The following is a 19,737-nucleotide window of genomic DNA, read 5'->3' on the forward strand; positions in this document are numbered from 1 at the left end:
CTCCTGCACCGATCGACGGCGGCTGTCAGCTCATTGGTCGCGGATGATGTCAACGCCGGCCGGTGGCTCGAAGCTGAACTTGTCGGCTTCGATCACGCCGTTGACGGTGAGCGCGAAGAAGCGCAGCCGGGTGTTCTGCCCCAGGCTGTCGCGCAGGGTCATGCCGGTGAGCTGGTTGCCGGCAAAGAACAGCTCGATCTGCGACACCAGGCTGTCCGCGGCCTTGGGCGTCAGTTCGAAGCGGCGGCCCGATTGTGATCCCAGCGTCACATCGCTGGCAGTGACGCGGAATCCCTCGACGATTCGCGCCGTGTCCCCGCTGAGCAGCAGCGCCGGGGTCTCCGCCAGTCGGGCATCGAAGGGTTTGATCACCACCTGGCTCAATTCAGGATCATATTGCCAGAGCGTCTTGCCATCGCAGACGATCAACTGGGCATAGGGCGGGGCCACCTCCCAGCGGAACAGTTGCGGCCGCTTGATCCAGAAGTGTCCATGGGTCTCATGCAGCCGGCGCCCCTTGCCATCGGTCACCTCCTGGTTGAAGTCGGCGCTCAGGGTCTGGTTGCGACGCAAAAGTCGACTGAGCTCATCGGCCACCTCCTGTGCGCTGGCGCAGAGCGGCCACAACATCCACAAACCGAAGAGACAGCGCAGCCATGCACCACTCCAACCTGCGCTCGACATCTCCATTTCACTCTCCAGCTGGCGGTGGCGCCAACACTTTGCGGTTCTGATTGACGTCGGCCCGGCTCACCACGCCGGCCTCCTCCATCGCTTCGATCATGCGGGCGGCACGGTTGTAGCCGATGCGCAACTGCCGCTGCACGGCGGAGATCGAGGCCTTGCGACTGCGGGTGACGAAGGCAACCGCCTGGTCGTAGAGCGGATCCTGCTCGGCGCTCTCCTCGCGCTCCCCCTCGCCGCCGCCATCACCCTCACCGCCAGCAATGCCATTGATGATCTCGTCAAGGTAGTCGGGCGTGCCGCGCCGCCGCCACTCTTCCACCACCCGGTGTACTTCATCGTCGGCAACGAAAGCACCATGGACCCGCATCGGCAGGCTGGTACCGGCCGGCAGGTAGAGCATGTCACCATGGCCCAGCAGCTGTTCGGCGCCACTCTGGTCGATGATGGTGCGCGAATCGATCTTCGACGAGACCTGAAAGGCGATGCGGGTCGGGATGTTGGCCTTGATCAGCCCGGTGATCACATCGACCGAGGGCCGCTGGGTGGCCAGAATCAGATGGATGCCGGCCGCCCGCGCCTTCTGGGCAATGCGGGCGATCAGCTGCTCGACCTTCTTGCCGACGATCATGATCATGTCGGCGAACTCATCGATGACCACCACGATGTAGGGCAGCGGCTGGAGCGCCGGCGGCTGTTCCGGATCCTCGTCGAACAGCCGTCCGGTGGGGTTGGGCTGCCACAGCGGATCGGCGATCGGTTGCCCGGCCGCGGCGGCCTCCCTGATCTTCTGGTTGAAGCCGGTCAGGTTGCGCACGCCGAGCTGGGTCATCAGCCGATAGCGTCGCTCCATCTCGGCCACGCACCAGGTGAGGCCATTGGCGGCATCGCTCATGTCGGTGATCACTGGCGCCAGCAGGTGCGGAATGCCGTTGTAGATCGACAGCTCCAGCATCTTCGGGTCGATCATGATCATCCGCAGCTCCTGCGGCGTGGCCTTGAAGAGCATGCTGAGCAGCATCGCGTTGACCCCGACCGACTTGCCGGAGCCGGTGGTGCCCGCCACCAGCAGGTGCGGCATCCGCGCCAGATCGACCACCACCGGCACACCACTGGTGTCATGGCCCAGCGCCAGCGCCACCGGTGATTCCAGGGCGGCGTAGATGGAGGTATCGAGCACTTCGCGCAGCCGCACCACCTTGCGCTTTTCGTTGGGAATCTCGATGCCGACCACCGCCTTGCCGGGGATCACCTCGACCACGCGCACGCTCATCACTGTCAATGAGCGGGCCAGATCCCGGGCCAGGTTGGTGATGCGGCTGGCCTTGATGCCGGGCGCCAGCTGGATCTCGTAACGGGTGATCACCGGGCCCGGTTCGACACCGACCACCTCGACAATGATGCCGAAGTCACGCAGCTTCTCTTCGAGCTGACGCGAGGTGCGCTCGAGCGATTCGGGCGTATAGAAGGTCAGCGGCTGCGCACTGGGCGGGTCGAGCAGTTGCAGCGACGGCAGCGCTTCATCGCCCGCCGTGGCGACATCGGCCAGCACCGCACTCTTTCTGGCCTTGCGCTCGGCCGCCTGGCTGATCTGCACCACATTGTCGGCGACCGTGGAAACCTCGGCGTTGAGCGGTGCAGACTGGGTTTTGACAGCTGTCGGAGTCGGTGGCACCGGCTTTCTGGCCCGTTTCTCGGCCTTGGATCTTGGCGTCAAGGTGAACTCGGGCAGCTCATCGAGCGAGCCGAACAGCGGGTCATTTTTCAGCGAATCCGCTGCCGTGGCCGCGCGGGGCGCCGGGCGCAACCGGCCCGGCAGCGCGGCCAGCGCACGGCCGAACGCGGTCGACAATCTGATCAGAGCTGCCCCCAGCTGATCGAACAGCCAGAACCAGGAGAGTCCACTGAACAGGGTGATGCCGATCGCCAGCAGCATCAGCCAGAGCAGGGTGCTGCCGACGACACTGAAGATCGGCAGGGCTGCCTCGACGATCGCCATGCCGAGAATGCCACCGCTGCCGCCGGTCCAGCCCGCCTTGGGCGCGGCGACATAGAGGGTCACCAGCGGCGCCGCCGCCAGCAGTGTCAGCAGCAGTCCGCCGGCCCTGACCGCCACCAGCGCCGGCCGCAGCGGTTGCAGTGCCGGACGCCTGACCAGCGAAACCACCTTGATTCCCAGCAGAATCGGCAACAGGCCAGCCAGATAACCCAGAAAGGTCAGCGCGATGTCGGCAAGCATCGCACCGGCCAGACCGGCAACATTGAGCACCTCTTTGCTGTTGCCGGTGTGCGACCAGCCCGGATCGTTCTGGTTGTGGCTGAGCAGAGCAATGGCGAGGTAGAGCGCCGCGCAGGCCAACATGATGGCCCCCAGCTCGCGTGCGCCCTTGCTCCAGTGGGCGGCAATCAGCTCGGTACGGGATGCGCCATCCACTTCACCCACTTCACTCTGCCCGGACGGCCTCTTGGCGCGGCCACCGACGGACTTTTGCGGGCTTGGGGTCGGTTTTTTGCTGATCGGTGTCGGCATCGAGTAAAGTCGAAACTGTAAATTTTAAAAATATACTTTTAAATCATAATAATGGAAAAACAAATTAAAGCGAAATGAATTCTGATGAGGCCCTCAGGTCGCCAGAAAACGGAAATGGGCCTGACTGACCGGCCGCTCTTCCTGCCAGCAGGAGACCGTCAGATGCACCACCCGCCGTCCCGGGTTGTTGATGCTGACCCGGGCAAAGGTGTCCTGCGGACGCGTGCTCTTAAGATACTCCACCGTCATGTTGACACACTTGGGCAGGTGGTCATGGGCGATGATGCCGATCACCGCCAGCGTGGCCGCACACTCCATGAAACCGGCCAGCACCCCGCCATGGATCGCCCGGATCATCGGATTGCCGATGTGCTTTTCGGCAAAGGGCAGCCGATAGATGATCTGGCCGTTGATGTCCTGCTCGATGCGGATGCCGAGGTAATCGGCATAGGGGATCGACTTGATCAGTTGATCGGCACTGTGCTGATCCAGCAGAAATGAAAAGGAGTCAGCCATGGCCGGCCTCCGCATCGGTGTGGATGCTGGAGAAGTTGCTGGTCGGGAAGTTCGCCCCCTTGGTGTTGAGCATGAAGGAGGCGTTGCAGTGGGCCACCGGCTCACGCTCGTCGCCCTGCAGGGCGAAGCCGCGCACGAAGGCGACGCTCTTGGTGCGGCTGTAACACTCCGCCTCGGCAATGATGTCGAGGCCTCGCCGGGTCGGCCGCAGGTAATCCATGCGCAGGTCAAGGGTGGCGATTGGCGTCGGCGTGCGCAGGGTCGCCATCACGCAGAGGCCACAGAGGGTGTCCATCAAGGTGGTGATGATGCCGCCATGCAGCGAGCCGCTGTTGCGGTCACCGATGAACTTCGGGTCATAGGGCAACCGCATCGAGGCGCGCCCCTCACCGATCGACACCACCTCGATGCCGAGCTCCTGAAATCCGGGATGGCTTTTGGCGAACTGCCGCTGCGCCAGCTTGATGAAGGCCGGGTCGAGCAGCTGCTCTCCCAGTTTGTCGAGCTCTGTCATCTTCGTGCATCTCCTGACTGCTGACTGGATACTGAATGATTATACCGGCTTAATCGATGCCAACCTCGGCAAAGCCCGGCAGCCGTCCCTTGGGCTCATTCTTGAACGCCAGTTTGAAGGCGAAACCGGCCAGGGTGTCGCCATAGGAGATCGCCTTGCGCGGCAGTTGCAGCCAGTCCCAACCCGGTCGCGCCGCCGCGCGCACGCAGGTGACCGCCGTGCGATAACCCGCCTGCCGCGCCTGCTCGACCACCGTCGGGCTGTGGCTGCCATAGGGGTAGCAGAAGTGGTCGATCGGCCTCTCGAGCAGTGCCTCGAGCGCGCTCTTGCTCTGCACCAGCTCCTGCGCTGCCTCTTGCGGATCCAGTTCAGCCAGTTTGTGGTGGCTGACACCGTGCGAGCCGAACTGGATGCCGTGGTCTCCCATCTCGATGATCCGTGCCCGATCGAGCAGCGGCGGACAGTCGCGACCGTCGGCAGCGAACCAGTCCGCCGTGCGACCAATGTAGTCGGAAAGCAGGTAGACGGTCGCCGGAAAACCATGGCGCCGCAGCTGCGGATAGGCATATTGGTAGAAGTTGAGGTAGCCATCGTCGAAGGTCAATACCACCGCGCGCGCTGGCAACGGCCTCTGTCCCGCCAGTGCCGCGACTGCCTGATCGAGCGTCAGCACCTGGTAGCGCCACCGTTTGAGCCAGGCCATCTGCGCCGCGAACCGCCGATGGTCGCAATAGGTCGAGCGGTGCCGCGCCATCGGCGCGAACGCCCCGACCTGGTGGTACATCAGCAGCGTGATCGAGTGGGCCACTCAGCCTCCACCGGCAAGTTTTTTGTACAGCTCAAGGTATTGGCCGATGATTTGCGCCTCGGTGTGATGCGCCAGCAGCTGCGTTCGACCACGCTCGGCCAGCCCGGCACGCAGCCCGGGGTCGCGCAGCAGCTCCAGAATGCCGTCGGCCAGCGCAACGGCATCGCCGCAGGGCACCTGCCAGGCGGTCTCGCCATGCCGGGTCAACTCCTGCGCGCCGCGCGACAGCGAGGTGACCAGCGGCTTGCCGTGCGCCCAGCTCTCGATGATGACATTGCCGAAGGTCTCGCGCTCCTGCGACGGAAAGACCACCAGATCGGCCAGCTCGTAGAAGGGATCGGGCTGGGTCTGCCAGCCGGTCCAGCGCACCCGCTCCGCCACCCCGAGCGCCTCGGCCTGCCGTTGCAACGGCTCGCGCAGCGGACCATCACCCACCAGCAGCAGCTCCAGGCGCCGCCCAGCCAGCGTGGCCGGCAGCCGGGCAAAGGCCGTCAGCAGTTGATCGAGCCCCTTGACCGGCACCAGCCGTCCCACCGCGACCAGCAGCAGCGCAGCGGGATCTCCGCTCCACTGCGCCCGCAGCCGTTGCAAGGTTTCGGCCGGGGAGGCGCGTGGCAACTCGACGAAGTTGCCGATCTGATGGACCCGGCTGGCAGGAAAGCCGTTGCGCACCAGGTAGTCGCAGATGCCACGGGTGTTGCCGATCCAGGCGTGGGCATGGCGGTAGCCATCGAGCTTGTAGTAACCGCCGAGACGGGCGATGTGCAGCGGCTGACGCCCCAGTGGCAATCGCGTCAGCCGGGTGGCGCGACCGAGATAGGTCTGGACGATGGCGGCATCGGTGCGGCGAATCGCGCGCCGGGTCTCCCACTTGGCCAGCGGATCACGCACATTGCGAAACGACAGCTCCGCCAGTGCCGGCGGCGCCGCCACCTCGGCCAGTTGTGAACCGCGCTTGATGATCAACCGTGCGTCATGGCCGGCATCGCAGAGCGCGCGCACCAGCCGCAACACGAAGCGTTCGGCACCACCCAGCTTGCTGCTGCCCACCAGATGCAGTGAATCAACCACCTTTCAAACCACTCATGATCTCTTGATAAACCTTGAAATTTCCATCGATCATCGCCGTCAGTGAAAAGCGCTCTTCCACCCATTCGCGCGCACGCCGACCCAGCCGTTGACGCAGGTTGTCACTCTCGGTCAATCGGGTGATCGCCACGGCCAACCCATCGACGTCACCCGGCTCGATCAGCAGACCGGTCTCGCCATCGATCACCATCTCCGGCATGCCACCGGCGCGCGAGGCGATGGCTGGCGTGCCGGCAGCACCGGCTTCGAGCAGCGACACCCCCAACCCTTCCATCAGCGCCGGATGGATCAGAAAGTCCACCGCCGGCAGGATGCGCTCCAGCGCAGGATGGAAACCCAACAGATGGACCCGCTGCTGCAAGCCGCGTTCGCTGATCTGCTGGGCAATCTGCTCACGCAGCGGACCCTGACCGAACAGCAGAACCTGCAACCGCGCACAGTGCTCGGGCAACCTCTCGAGCGCCTCCAGCAGCAGTTCATGCCCCTTGCGCGCGATGAACTGCGCCACCATTGCGGCCACCGGCGCCCCCTGCGGCAGCGCAAGACCGAGTTCCGCCGGCAACGCCGTGGCGCCCGGATGAAACCGGCGGGTGTCGACTGCGCTCGGCACGACGCTGATCTGTTCGACAGGCACCCCCTCGCGCTTCAGCACCTCGGCAATGCCCTGCGAGATGGTCACCACCCGGCTGTAGAGCCGGTACTTGCAGGCCACCCACCAGCGCGGTTCCGGATTGTCGACCCGCCTTGACAGCACCACCGGCACCCCGGCCCAGCGGCCAGCCAGTCCACCCCACAGGTCGGCCCCGCGCCGGCTGTGCAGATGGAGCAGGTCGGGCTGTGCCTGCCGCAGAAGCTGGCGCAACCGCCAGACGAAGGCGATGTCCAGATCGCCCCGCATCGGCAGTTCGCGAACCGGTACCCCCAGCTCACGGGCCGCTTCGGCGATGGCCGCACCGCGCGGCGTCACCAGCAGGTTGTCGACGCCGCGCGCCTGCAACCCTTCGAGCAGATAGAGCACCTGCCGCCCACCACCATAGATCTGCATGCCGGTTTCGACATGGAGCACCTTCATCGGGCCGCCTCTTCTGCCATCACCTGCCGCGCCACCTCCCAGACCTCGGCCGGCGCGATGCCGCCGAGGCAGTCGAAGCGGCCGGCACAGGTGGGGTGGCGACGACAGGGCGAACAGGCCAGCGCATGGTAGATCACCCGAAAACCGGGCAGGCCGGCATCGAGATAGGGGCGCGTCGAACCAAAGAGCGCCACCGTCGGCACCCGGAAGCCAGCGCCCATGTGGGTGAGCCCGGTGTCGACACCGACCAGCAACCGCGCCGAAGCGATGGCCGCTGCCGATTGACGCAGCGTCAACTGGCCGACCAGATCGATCGGCGCATGGCGACAGCCGGCACTGATCTGCTGCGCCGCCGCCCGGTCGCCCGGTCCACCCAGCAGCAGCGTCGGCAAACCAGTCTGCTCGGCCAGCAGATCGATCCACTGCCGCCAATGCGCCTGCGGCCAATGCTTTTGCGGCCGGGTGGTGAAGGGAGCGGCCACCGCGTAACCGCGCGCGGCCCGTTCGCTTCCCACCATTTCGAGCACCCGCGCCCGGTCGGCTTCGGTCAGTGCGATCGAGGGGTGAAAGTCGTCGGTCGACAGACCGAGAAACTGCGCCAGCCGTCGATACTCCGACGACATGCCCGGATGGTCATCCAGCTCATGCACCACCTGCTGCATCAGCCAGCGGCTGCCCTCGCGGGAGTTGAGACCGATTCGTCGCGGTGCACCGCTCAGCCAAGCCCAGGCGGCGCTCTTCAGCAACCCCTGGGCATCGAGCACCAGATCGAAGCGGCTGCCACGCAACCGGCGCACGAAGGCGCGGACCTCGCGCCACCAGTTCCGCCGATCCTCGCGCCACAGCCGCTGCCAGCGCCGTCGGGGCCAGATGATCACTTCATCGAGCTGGGGATGGGCCTCGATCAGCGACTCCATTCCCTCCTCGACCATCCAGGCCAGCCAGCCATCGGGATGGGCTGCCCGCAGTGCCGGAATCAGCGGCGAGGCCATCACGATGTCGCCGATCGCGCTCAAGCGAATGATCAGGATGCGGCGGCTCATCGTGGCGCAACGGGCCCCACGACACGGGTTGCCTTGACCGGCCAAAGGGCACTCTCTACCATCAGGGGCTTTTTTTCCTTGAGTCGGACCATGTGCGGAATCGCTGGAATCATCAAACGGGAAGCGCGGGTCGAGCAGCGCGAACTGGCGGCGGTCGCCCCGTTGCTTCGACACCGGGGGCCGGATGACGAAGGCCAGTATATCAAGGAAAACCTTGGCCTCCTGCACACGCGACTGTCGATCATCGACCTGGGGGGCGGCCATCAACCGCTGTTCGACCCGCGCAACGACACCGCGCTGATCGCCAATGGCGAGATCTACAACTATCTGGAGCTGCGCGCCCCGCTGCGGGCGGCTGGCTGCCACTTCAGCACCGCCTCGGACTGCGAAACCCTGCTACACAGCTATGCCTGCCATGGCCGCGACTTTCTGGCGCCGATCAACGGCATGTTCGCCTTCGCCCTCCACGATGGCCGCCGGCGCAGCCTCTATCTGGGGCGTGACCGTCTCGGCATCAAGCCGCTCTACTACGCCGAACTGCCCGATCGGGTCATCTTCGCCTCGGAGCTGAAGGCGCTGCTGCCGCTGCTGCCACATGCGCCGGCCATCCACGCCCCGGCGCTGCTGCAATTCCTGCAGAACCAGTTCAACAGCGGCCGCGACACCATCGTCGAAGGCATCAAGCGCGTGCTGCCCGGCGAGCTGATCGAAATCGATGCCAGGCTGCAACTGCACCACCACCGCTACTGGTCACCCACCACGCTGACGCCGCGGCAGATCGGCTTCGATGAGGCCCGCGAGGAGTTCGATCAGCTCTTTCGTCAGGTGATGGTCGAGCACATGCGTTCGGATGTGCCGTTCGGGCTGTTTCTCTCCGGCGGTGTCGACTCGTCGGTTCTGCTGGCGATGCTCACGCGGTTGCGCGACGAGCCGCCCCGCACCTACTCGGTCGGTTTCAGCGAAGGCAACGGTGTCGATGAGCTCGATCAGGCCAGCGAATTGGCGCGGCAGTTCAACACCCGCCACAGCGCCTTGCGGCTGAGCGGCGCCGAACTCTTTGCCCGCCTGCCCCACACCGTCTGGGCCGCGGACGACCTGATGCGCGACTACGCCTCGCTGCCGACCGCCCATCTGGCGCAGGCGGCCGGCGCCGAGCTCAAGGTGATCTTCAGCGGCGAGGGGGGCGACGAGGTCTTTGCCGGCTACGGTCGCTACCGCCCCAAGGCCGCCGAACGCTGGCTCAAGCAGCTTGCGCGTCCCGGTTCCGGCGGCTTTCGCACCACCGGTCAGTGGCATGCACGCTGGAGCCGACGGCTGTTCGGCGCCGAACTGAAACAGGCCCACGCGGCCATGCGCGCCCCCTTCATTGCCGCCTGGCAACGGACCCCGGCCCACTGGAGCGACCTGATGCGCCGTCAGTATGTCGATCTGACCACTGCCCTGCCCGACAACTTGCTGGTCAAGGCCGACCGCATGCTGATGGCCTTCGGCGTCGAGGGTCGGGTGCCTTTTCTCGACCACCGCATCGTGGAGTTCGGCCTGATGCTGCCCGATTCACTCAAGATCGACGCCAGCGGCGGCAAGCGCTTTCTCAAACGCTGGGCCGAGAGCTGCCTGCCGACCGAGCTGTTGCAACGCAAAAAGCGCGGCTTTCATGTACCGGTCGGCGAGTGGCTGCAGGGTGCACTGCTGGAGCGGATGGCCGAGCGGTTGCCGCGCAACGCTGCCGTGCGGGAGTGGTTCGACCCGCAGGGGGTGAGCGCGCTGATCAAGGCGCGCCAGCAGGGCGCGCCGGTGAGTCGGGAACTCTTCTCGCTGCTGCAATTCGCCCTCTGGCACCGGCTCTTCATCGACGCCCCCGGCACCCTGCCCGCCCCGGCCGAAAACACCCTGGAGTGGCTCGAATGAGTCAGACCGATCACGACCGTCCGGTGGCGCTCTTTCTCTCCTACTCCGGCAACGGTGGCGTCGAGCGGATGATGACGCTGCTGGCCCGTGGCATCGCCGAACGCGGCCATCCGGTCGATCTGCTGGTGATCAAGGGCCATGGCGAGCACTTTGCCGTACCCGCAGGCGTGCGGGTCATCCACAGCGGCGCACGTCACACCTGGCAGGCGATCCCCTTTCTGCTGTGCTATCTGCGGCGGACGCCGCCGCGCGCGCTGCTGGCGGCCAAGGACCGCGCCAACCGCGTGGCGATTCTGGCCCGCCGACTGGCCGGTCGTGGCGACATTCCGCTGGTGATCCGGCTCGGCACCCACCTCGAACAGTCGATGAAGGGCAAGCATCCTCTGCGGCTGTGGTGGCGGCAACGCCAGATGGCCCGCAGCTACCGCCATGCCGACCGGGTGGTGGCGGTCTCCGAGGGGGTGGCCGCGGACACCCGTCATCTCACCGGCCTCACCGCCGACCGCGTGCGGGTGATCCGCAACCCCACGCTGTTCCCGGAGATCAGCGAGCGTGCCGCCGAACCGGCCAGCCACCCTTGGCTCGATGACCCCGCCCTGCCGGTGATCGTCGGCATCGGCCGTCTCACCCGACAGAAGGATTTTTCCACGCTGATTCGCGCCTTCGCCCGGCTGCGGGCCACCCACCCCAGCCGTCTGCTGATCTTTGGCGAGGGCAAGGATCGTCCACAACTGCAGGCGCTGATCAGCGAGCTGGGACTGACCGAGTGGGTCGATCTGCCTGGCTTCACCGCCAACCCCTATGCCGCGCTGGCGCGCGCCCGACTCTTCGTGCTCTCGTCGGCCTGGGAGGGCTCGCCCAATGTGCTGGTCGAGGCGATGGGGCTCGGCACGCCGGTGGTGGCCACCGACTGCGAGAGTGGTCCCCGCGAGATTCTGGCCGGCGGCCGGCATGGCCCGCTGGTGCCGGTCGGTGATGCCGAACGGCTCGCCGAGGCAATGGCCACGGTGCTCGACCAGCCACCTCCGGCCGCACAACTGCAACAGGCGGTCGCCGAATACAGCCTGGCGCTCAGCACGCTGCGTTACCTGCAGGCGCTCGGTGTAGAATCGCCCGACGCCACGGTTTGACCCCACACGCACTCACCCGACATGCTGCTCAGCCACCGTTACAACTTTCTGTTCGTGCACATCGCCAAGACCGGCGGCACCAGTGTGCGCGACGCCCTCGACCGGCTGCGCTGGCAGGATCCGAAGTACTACCCGATGTGGCTCTGCAGCCGGCTCAGTGCACTGTTCAACCATGAACTCGCCTGCAAGCTGCCACGACACGCCAAGGCGATCGCGGCACAGGAGATGCTGCCGCGCGAGCTCTACCAGCGACTGTTCAAGTTCGCCTTCGTCCGCAACCCCTGGGATCTGCAGGTCAGCTCCTACCACCATCTGCAGCGCGAACGCCCCCAGTTGCTGACCCATGTCACCAGCTTCGAGGAGTTCATCCGCTTCAAGCTCGATCCGCAGCGGCCCTACCAGTACCACCTCGACACCTCGATCGAGCTGCAAAGCGACTACCTGGTCGACCTGCATGGTCGGCTGATCGTCGACTTCATTGGCCGCTACGAGCGGTTCGACGCCGATTTCGAACAGGCCTGCCAACGCATCGGCATCACGCCGCCGCGGCTGCCACACAAGCGCAAGGCCACCGACCGCCGCGACTACCGCAGCTACTACAGCGACGCACTGGCGGAACAGGTGGCCGAACATTTCCGGCTCGACATCGAACGCCTGCACTATCGCTTTGACCCATAGACACTTTTAGGTCACTCGAAGCGTCTACCCAACCGGCTGGGGAACTTTTGCCGGCCACTGCGGGTCACAACCGTTCTATTGTCCGCACCATCACGCCCTTGAACCGCATCCAGAACCTGCTCCGACTGCCGCTGCTGGCACTGCTGCTGATGCTGTTCGGCTGCTCAGCCGGCCACCCGAACAGCTGCAAGGGGGTGCTCGGCACCCAACCCTACCTCACCATCGGTCGCGACTACGACGAGGGCTACTATCGAACCGCCAGCGAATCCTGGCTCCAGGCGATGCTGGCTGCCAATGCCTATGACCCGCCCGGTGCGGGACGTTTCAAACTGCCTGAAACGGTCAGTGAACGTGCTTTTTTTGACCCCGGGCGCGGTCTGCAGGCCAAGCTCTACGCCATCGGGGCAGAGCAGGGTCAGCCACACAAACTGGTCATTGCCTTTCGCGGCACCACCTCGCTGTATGACTGGCTGTTCGGCAACCTGCTCAACAGCCAGTATGCGCTGGCCGATACGCTGGTTGCCGCCATCCGCCAGCAGTATCCGACCGTCGAACTGATCGCCACCGGCCATTCGCTCGGCGGTGGACTGGCTCTGCATGTCTCGATGGTGTTCGACGGCGTCAGCGCCTACGCCTTCAATCCTTCCTACAAGGTGCTGTCGCCACCCATACCCAAAATGAACCGGCGGGTGGTCGTGGGCGCCAGCGGCGACATCCTTGCCCTGCAGCGCCGGTTCTGGTTTCAGCCAGAGGTCGATGTGGACCATCCCGCCTACAACTGCACCCATGTCAATCAGCATGACATCACGCTGTTGAGCCGCTGCCTGCTGCATGTCGCCGCCGCCGGAGAACAGCGCGCACAACTGACATTGGCCCAGAACCGCTCACCGCTGTGCGGCAGCCTGGGCTGGATCTCACTGGGCCCCAGGCGGGATCAACAGAGGCTGATCGAGCAGTTCCGCCAGACCGGCAGCGCAGCCGTGACCCTTGCAGCCGAGGCCTATCTCAGACGCGACCCTCCGCAACCGCCCTTCTATCGGCTGGCCGGGGCGATTCGGGTCATTCCCGCCGGCACCACGCTCAGCGTGCTCGATCTGATCGACTCGGTGGGCTGGCGCCAGCGCAGCTGGATCAAGGTGGCTTATGATCCGGTTGAGACGAGCAGCGAGACGAATGTGGAATCGATCGAAACCACGCAGGGCGAGGAGGGCAACCTGAACAGCCTCGCACCACCCGTTTCGGCCAGCGAATCCAGCGCTGCTGAGATCCCCACCGACGCTGTCGAGCAGCGCTGAACAGCCGCTGGACGGTCACTCAACAACCCGCTCAACCGCTTGCCAGCAGTCAGTTTTTTGCGATCGCGCATTGAGACACTATAATGCCGCCTGCCTGACTCCCCCAGGGCAAAACAACTACCAGGGATACCCACAATGTCCAAAACGAAGAACAGAACGAGCAAACTCGCATGGGTCAGCGCCGGAGCAGTGTGCGCCGCCACGGCCCTCGCCACCCTGCCCAGCCATGCCGCCGATGACCGCATCTATATCTCGCCCACCATCTACCGAGCCATGCTCGACAGCGGGCGCAGCTATGACAGTGACTATGCTGGTCAGATCCAGATCGGCAAGGCGCTGAGCGACTCCATCAATGTCGAAGGCTATCTCGACTACGGCAAGTTCGACCGTGAGAGCAGCACCGGCAAGGATCTGAAGCAGACCGGCCTCGGCCTTGATGCGCTCTACTTCTTCAACCGCTCTTCAATCGCCCCCTACCTGCTGGTCGGTGCCGGCGCGGTCAAGAGCAGCGGCGCCTATCCCGCTGCACCGACCGTCGGCCAATCCTCCACCGATTTTGCCTTCAACTTCGGTGCCGGCATTCTGTGGCAGGTGATGGACAACGGCACCGCCATCCGCACCGAGTTGCGCACCCGTGCTGTGGATGACGGCCTTGAAGGCGAAAGTTTTACCGGAGGAGATCGCGGCAGCAAAACCCGCTGGGACACCTTCGCCGGCATCGGTCTGACCATTCCCCTGGGCAGCAAGCCGGCACCGGCCGCCGAGCCGGTTGCCGAACCGACGCCGCCACCACCCCCTCCTGTCGTTGACACCGACTCCGACGGTGACGGCGTCGTCGACCGCCTTGACCAGTGCCCCGGTACCCCGGCGGGCGCCAAGGTCGACTCCACTGGCTGTCTGGTCGCCCAGGTGCTGCTGCTGAAGGATGTGAACTTCGAATTCAACAGCGCCAAGCTGACCAGCGAATCGAAGATCATTCTCGACCAGGCCGCGGCCGCTCTGAACAAGACCCCCGGCAAGAAGGTTGAGGTCGCCGGTCACACCGATGCGGTCGGCAGCAACACCTACAACATGAAGCTGTCGCAGGCGCGCGCCAAGAGCGTGCGTGACTATCTGATCGCTCAGGGTGTCGACGCGGCGCGTCTGACCTCGGCTGGCTATGGCGAAGAGCAGCCGGTGGCCGACAATGGCAGCGACGAAGGCCGTACCAAGAACCGCCGCGTCGAGCTGCGCATCAAGGATTGATCGCACGCTCGACAACCACCCCTGAGATCCAACCAGGGGTGTGCCGGCGATGAGAAAGCCCCGATCCATGATCGGGGCTTTCTCTTTTGATGGCTGGTGAAAACGGTGTGGTGCCGAACGTTCACCGTACCCGCAAGGCTTATCCAGCCGATGCTTGCCAGACTTTTCGTCGACTGTGTACCATGGGCTGCCCTACCGGGATAACAATAAACCGCCACGGGAGGGGTTGCATCCAGATCAATCACCGTGCGAACTTCGTCACCACTCCTGCAATGGTGTGCATGGCGCTGCTCGGCACATGATGCTGGCGGCACTTCCCTTTCCCGTCCGCACAGGAGTTCTCAGCATGAATTTCGAATTTTCCGACGACCAGAAGCTGCTCAAGCAGCAGGCCAACAAGTTTCTGACCGACCGCTGCACACTGCGTGATGTGCGCAAGATTCTCGAATCGGATCAGCCTTTCCACCGCGATCTGTGGAACCAGGTCGCTTCGATGGGCTGGACCTCGACCGCCATTCCCGAGGAGTTCGGCGGTCTGGGGCTCGGCCATCTCGAACTCTGCGTCGTCGCCGAGGAGGTCGGCCGGGCGCTGGCACCGATCCCCTTCTCCTCTTCGGTCTATGTCGCCACCGAGGCGCTGCTGCTGGCCGGTTCCCAGCGACAGAAGGAGCACTACCTGCCCAAGCTGGCGGCTGGCGAACTGATCGGCACCTTCGCGGTGGCGGAGGGTCCGGGCAACCCCGATCCTGCCAGCTACAGCGTCAGCTACAGCAATGGCAAGCTCAACGGTGCAAAGATTCCGGTGATCGACGGTGACATCGCCGACTTCGCCGTCGTCATCGCCAAGAGTGGCCAAGGTGCCAGCCTCTGCCTGGTCGATCTGACCGATCCTTCGGTAAAACGCACCACGCTGAAGACCCTCGACCCCACCCGCTCGCAGGCCCACCTGGTCTTCAACGACACTCCGGCCACCCTGCTGGGTCAGGAGGGTGCTGGTGCCCGACTGCTCGATCAGGTTTTCAACCGTGCCGCCGTGCTCTATGCCTTCGAACAGATCGGCGGTGCCGAGCAGGCACTGCACCAGGCCCGCGAATATGCGATGGGCCGCTATGCCTTCGGCCGACCGATTGCGAGCTTCCAGGCGCTCAAGCACAAGATGGCCGACATGTACGTGGCGCTCGAACTGGCCCGTTCCAACGGCTACTACGGCGCCTGGGCCCTCTCGACCAATGCGCCGGAGCTGCCACTGGCCGCCGCCACCGCCCGCGTCAGCGCCACCAAGGCCATGTATGAGTGCGCCCGCGAAAACATTCAGATCCATGGTGGAATGGGCTTCACCTGGGAGTTCGACTGCCACATGTTCTACCGCCGCGCCAAGCTGCTGAGCCTGGTGATTGGTAGCCAGAACCGCTGGGAAGAGAAACTGATCCAGGCGCTGACCGCCGGACAAGCCGCATAAAGAACAGAATAATCAAGAGGATAGACAGATGGATTTCAAAGACAGCCCAGAAGAAGCCCAATTCCGTGCCAAGGCCCGCGCCTTTCTCGACGCCCACGCCGAACGCAAGAAGGGTCCGCGAGACAATTGGCAGCGACTGGTGAAAAGTGAAGCCGAAGCGGTCGAACTGGCCAAGAAGTGGCAGCGCACCTTGCATGACAATGGCTGGGCCTGCCTGCACTGGCCGAAGGAGTACGGTGGTCAGGATGCCAGCGCCATCGAGCGGGTGATCTGGGATCAGGAGGAGTCGCAATATCTGGTGCCCAAGGGATTCTTCACCATTGGCCTCGGCATGGCGGGACCGACGCTGATGACCTGGGCCAGCGAAGAGATCAAGCGTGAGCACCTGCCCAAGATGGTCAAGGCCGAGAAGATCTGGTGCCAGCTCTTCAGCGAACCGGTCGCCGGCTCCGACCTCGCCGGCATCCGCACCCGTGCCGAACGCGATGGCGATGACTGGATCATCAACGGCCAGAAAATCTGGACCTCCGGCGCCCACTACAGCGACTGGGGCATTCTGGTCACCCGGCACGACCCCTCGGTCGCCAAGCACAAGGGTCTCACCTACTTCATCGTCGACATGAAGTCGCCCGGTGTCGAGATTCGCCCAGTCAAGCAGATCACCGGCAACTCCGGCTTCAATGAAGTCTTCTTCACCAACGTGCGCATCCCCGACAGCCAGCGCCTCGGCAAGATCGGTCAGGGCTGGCAGGTGGCCCTCACCACCTTGATGAACGAACGGGTCGCAGTCGGCGAACGGCAGGGGGTCGATGTGGCCGAGCTGCTCGATCTGGCCAAGGGCGTGCAGATCAATGGCCGTCCCGCCATCGAGGATGGCGCGGTCCGTGCCAAGCTGGCCGACTGGTACTGCAAGTCGAGCGGACTGAAGTTCACCCGCTTCCGCTCCATCTCGGCGATGTCGCGCGGCGAGGTGCCAGGACCGGAAAATTCGATCGGCAAGCTGGTCGGTGCCTTCAAGTCGCAGGATCTGGCCGCCTTCGGCATGGAGCTGATGGACATGGCCGGCATCATCACCGACTCGACCATCGCGCCGTTCGATGCGCAGTTCCAGCAGACCTTCATGCAATCACCCTCCGGACGGATTGCCGGCGGTTCCGACGAGGTGCTGCGCAACATCATCGCCGAACGGGTGCTTGGATTGCCGCAGGATGTGCGCACCGACAAGGAGCTCCCCTTCAACCAGATCCCGAGCGGAAAAGGTTGATTCGCCCTGATGCAGTCACCGCGCGTCTCGGCGCGCGGTGACTGCTCACCAGTTCATCGTCTGTTTGATGAAGGGAATCGTCAGTCGACGCTGTTCGACCCACGCCTGCTGATCGAGCCGCTCCAGCAGCGCCGTCAGATCACTCAGCCCGCGCGGGCTGCGCCGCAGAATGAATTCGACCGCCTCATCACTCAGCGCCAACCCCTTGCGCTCCGCCTGCTGCTTCATCAACCGACGTCTGTCGGCTTCGTTCAGCGGCTGAAGCTGTACGGTGACGCCGGCGGCCAGCCTCGATGAGAGATCAGGCAACTTCAGTCCGATGCCGGTCGGTACATTGCACGCAGTGGCCAGCAGGGTGTGACCGTTCTGCCGCAGGCGGTTCAGCAGGTGAAAGAGCGCCTCCTCCCACTGCGGATCGCCAGCGACCTGATCGATGTCATCGAGGCAGAGCAGCTCGGCGGCCGCCAGTTCGACGAAACTGCGCGGCGGTGCGCCAAGATCGGCGGTCAAGGGCAGATAGAAGAAATCGCGGCCCAACTCGGCGGCAAGATGGCAACTGGCCTGCAGCAGATGGCTGCGTCCGCAACCCGGCTCCCCCCACAGGTAGACCAGCCTCGGCGAGCGCGCTTCAGCCACCACCGCCTCATGCAGCAGCGCCAGAATCAATCCATTTTCGCCCGGAAGATAGTGGTCGAAGGTGGCCTCGAAACGCGGTGCAATGCCCAACGCCAGCTGTCGTGGTTCACTTTCCAAAACGTTGCTCACGGTACTTTCGACTCCACACCAGCACATAGTGGAGACCACTGACGATGCTCACCAAGGCGACGAAGGCGACCATCAGGCTCTGACTCCATGGCGGCAGCGGCAGCCAGAAGCGGCCCTGCAACAGCAGCAAGACCACGCCGATCTGGGAGAAGGTACAAAGTTTGCCCAGCCAGGTGGGCGCCATCTGATAGGGGCCCACCAGAAGATGGTAGGCAACGGAACCGCTGAAGATCACCAGATCGCGTATCAGCACCACGGCCATCAACCACCACGGCCAGACGCCGCTGACGGCACCGGCAACAAAGGTGGTGACCAGCAGCAGTTTGTCGGCAACCGGATCGGCGATGGCACCGAAACGGCTCCGCCAGTCGAACAGCCGCGCCAGCAGACCATCGACTCCATCCGAAAAACCGGCCAACGCGAAGAGCCAGAATGCCTGCTGGTACTGTTCACGGATCACGCTGACACCCACCGGCAGCACCAGCACGATGCGCATCAGGGTGATCAGGTTGGGAAGCTGTCTCAACACTCAGCCATCTCCGCAGCTTTCAGTGATCAGCGAGCAGCGATGCGCTGCCCATATGGCAGTGAGCAATCAGCCACCACGCCAGCGGTAGCGCAGCGCTGTGGTCGGCACCACGCCGGGCGGCGCATCGGCCACCGGCTGGCTCTGTTGTTCCAGTTTGCCATCCAGTTGCAGCAACTGCTGCGACTGACTGCGGTCGACATCGCTCACCAGACTGAAGCGCAACATCGGCCCGCTGACGCCGACCAGTGTCACCCGGCGCGCCCACGGCAGTTTTTGCAGGTGCGACATCACCGCAGCGTAGCGGGCGAGAGTATTGACCTCGGTGATCTCCAGCTCGAGCTGCTCCGCACTCGCCCCCAGCCGGACCGCATGACGGCTGGCCCAGTTGTTGGCCACCTGATCAATGGCCCCTGCCGCCAGGGCATCGAGCGCATCGGCATCGAGATCGAGCTGCCAGCGCTCACCGTTGTCGTCAAACCACCAGCGTGCCTGCCAGCGCCCATCGGGCCGTTGCTCGATGCGGCCCGCCAGCACACCGTCGGGATGGTAGCGCAGCGAAGCGGCAGTGATCGCCTCGCCATTGAGCAGCCAGAGCTGATCCAGTGGCAGGGCTGTGGCATCTTCCAGATCATTCAATGGAAAGAGCAGCGGCACGCCACGCTGTTGTGCTGCAGTAAACAGTGCCGGCAACAGCGCCTGCATCTCGCTGGCATTGAGCAGACGACGCTCCTGGTTCTGTTCCAGCACGCTCCAGATCAACAGTTGCGGACGGTTGGGCGCCCAATAGAGGGCGTTGGCCTCACGCAGCAGCGCCATGATCGCCTCTGGCCTGAAACGTGCTTCCAGCAGCAGTCGCGCCGGTCCATCCGGGGCAAGTGCCGGCGCCCGGTCGTAACCATACTGATCGAGCAGGCTGTCGGCCTTGCTCAGCACCTCCTTCACCGCAGGCAGTGCCACCACCTGCTGATCACCCGAGAGGCGGATCAGCACCTCGCGCAGTGCCCTCTGCAAGGCCGAATCGCGCGCCTGAGTGGACTGATCCGCCACTTCGACTCGCGCCAGATAGGGGTCAGGCAGGTCGACAGCCACACCATGACGGCTGAACACCGTACAGAACAGCGCAAGCAGCAGGCAACGCCAGAGGTGAATGATTCTTGCAGAAACAGAAGGGGCAAGGTCGTGCATCGGCCGATTATACGCGCTCACCC

At 64.4% G+C, this 19,737-nt stretch carries 18 protein-coding genes; 7 read left to right on the plus strand and 11 right to left on the minus strand.

Annotated features, from left to right (window positions below):
- Nucleotides 1-30: 30 nt before the first annotated feature.
- From lolA to waaC, 8 genes are all read right to left on the minus strand, one after another.
- Nucleotides 31-690, minus strand: a complete 660-nt coding sequence (lolA, locus tag H7A13_07195; protein MCP5333127.1) for an outer membrane lipoprotein chaperone LolA — start codon at nt 688-690, stop codon at nt 31-33.
- A 1-nt stretch (nt 691) separates the two neighbouring features.
- Nucleotides 692-3,214 (minus strand): DNA translocase FtsK 4TM domain-containing protein, encoded by a 2,523-nt coding sequence (locus H7A13_07200; GenBank protein MCP5333128.1) that lies wholly within the window; start codon nt 3,212-3,214, stop codon nt 692-694.
- A gap of 93 nt (nt 3,215-3,307) precedes the next feature.
- On the minus strand, nt 3,308-3,730 hold the full coding sequence (locus H7A13_07205; protein MCP5333129.1) for a PaaI family thioesterase: 423 nt from the start codon (nt 3,728-3,730) through the stop codon (nt 3,308-3,310).
- A complete protein-coding gene (locus tag H7A13_07210) occupies nt 3,723-4,244 on the minus strand; it encodes a PaaI family thioesterase (protein ID MCP5333130.1) in 522 nt (173 codons plus the stop codon). Before H7A13_07210 ends, H7A13_07205 begins: the two co-directional genes overlap by 8 nt.
- A 49-nt stretch (nt 4,245-4,293) precedes the next feature.
- Entirely contained in the window at nt 4,294-5,028 is a 735-nt protein-coding gene (locus H7A13_07215) for a polysaccharide deacetylase family protein (GenBank protein ID MCP5333131.1), read from the minus strand.
- A gap of 24 nt (nt 5,029-5,052) precedes the next feature.
- Entirely contained in the window at nt 5,053-6,123 is a 1,071-nt protein-coding gene (locus H7A13_07220; GenBank protein MCP5333132.1) for a glycosyltransferase, read from the minus strand.
- Nucleotides 6,116-7,213, minus strand: coding sequence for a glycosyltransferase (locus tag H7A13_07225; GenBank protein ID MCP5333133.1), 1,098 nt, complete (start codon nt 7,211-7,213; stop codon nt 6,116-6,118). Before H7A13_07225 ends, H7A13_07220 begins: the two co-directional genes overlap by 8 nt.
- Nucleotides 7,210-8,256 (minus strand): lipopolysaccharide heptosyltransferase I, encoded by a 1,047-nt coding sequence (gene waaC, locus H7A13_07230; GenBank protein ID MCP5333134.1) that lies wholly within the window; start codon nt 8,254-8,256, stop codon nt 7,210-7,212. The genes H7A13_07225 and waaC overlap by 4 nt, the downstream gene beginning before the upstream one ends.
- Nucleotides 8,257-8,346: 90 nt before the next feature.
- On the opposite strand from waaC, the gene asnB reads away from it, so the two are divergent.
- The 7 genes from asnB to H7A13_07265 all read left to right on the plus strand — a co-directional run bounded on the left by asnB (nt 8,347) and on the right by H7A13_07265 (nt 17,235).
- On the plus strand, nt 8,347-10,164 hold the full coding sequence (asnB, locus tag H7A13_07235) for an asparagine synthase (glutamine-hydrolyzing) (protein MCP5333135.1): 1,818 nt from the start codon (nt 8,347-8,349) through the stop codon (nt 10,162-10,164).
- 68 nt (nt 10,165-10,232) lie between these two features.
- Entirely contained in the window at nt 10,233-11,294 is a 1,062-nt protein-coding gene (locus H7A13_07240; GenBank protein MCP5333136.1) for a glycosyltransferase, read from the plus strand.
- A gap of 21 nt (nt 11,295-11,315) precedes the next feature.
- Nucleotides 11,316-11,972, plus strand: a complete 657-nt coding sequence (locus H7A13_07245; GenBank protein MCP5333137.1) for a sulfotransferase family 2 domain-containing protein — start codon at nt 11,316-11,318, stop codon at nt 11,970-11,972.
- A 98-nt stretch (nt 11,973-12,070) separates the two neighbouring features.
- Nucleotides 12,071-13,267, plus strand: a complete 1,197-nt coding sequence (locus tag H7A13_07250; GenBank protein MCP5333138.1) for a hypothetical protein — start codon at nt 12,071-12,073, stop codon at nt 13,265-13,267.
- A gap of 135 nt (nt 13,268-13,402) precedes the next feature.
- Complete coding sequence (locus tag H7A13_07255; protein MCP5333139.1) at nt 13,403-14,512, plus strand: OmpA family protein; 1,110 nt, start codon at nt 13,403-13,405, stop codon at nt 14,510-14,512.
- Nucleotides 14,513-14,858: 346 nt separating this feature from the next.
- Nucleotides 14,859-15,971: an acyl-CoA/acyl-ACP dehydrogenase gene (locus tag H7A13_07260; protein MCP5333140.1), complete on the plus strand. Its 1,113-nt coding sequence runs from the start codon at nt 14,859-14,861 to the stop codon at nt 15,969-15,971.
- A 28-nt stretch (nt 15,972-15,999) separates the two neighbouring features.
- Entirely contained in the window at nt 16,000-17,235 is a 1,236-nt protein-coding gene (locus tag H7A13_07265; GenBank protein ID MCP5333141.1) for an acyl-CoA dehydrogenase family protein, read from the plus strand.
- 45 nt (nt 17,236-17,280) lie between these two features.
- Here H7A13_07265 and hda read toward each other — a convergent pair whose 3' ends face one another.
- The 3 genes from hda to H7A13_07280 all read right to left on the minus strand — a co-directional run bounded on the left by hda (nt 17,281) and on the right by H7A13_07280 (nt 19,735).
- Nucleotides 17,281-18,000, minus strand: a complete 720-nt coding sequence (gene hda, locus H7A13_07270) for a DnaA regulatory inactivator Hda (protein MCP5333142.1) — start codon at nt 17,998-18,000, stop codon at nt 17,281-17,283.
- Nucleotides 17,978-18,496: a CDP-alcohol phosphatidyltransferase family protein gene (locus H7A13_07275; protein ID MCP5333143.1), complete on the minus strand. Its 519-nt coding sequence runs from the start codon at nt 18,494-18,496 to the stop codon at nt 17,978-17,980. The genes hda and H7A13_07275 overlap by 23 nt, the downstream gene beginning before the upstream one ends.
- A gap of 99 nt (nt 18,497-18,595) precedes the next feature.
- Nucleotides 18,596-19,735, minus strand: a complete 1,140-nt coding sequence (locus H7A13_07280; protein ID MCP5333144.1) for a DUF2066 domain-containing protein — start codon at nt 19,733-19,735, stop codon at nt 18,596-18,598.
- Nucleotides 19,736-19,737: the final 2 nt, after the last annotated feature.

This window comes from Pseudomonadales bacterium, from assembly GCA_024234215.1.
Lineage (GTDB): Bacteria > Pseudomonadota > Gammaproteobacteria > Pseudomonadales > UBA5862 > JACKOQ01.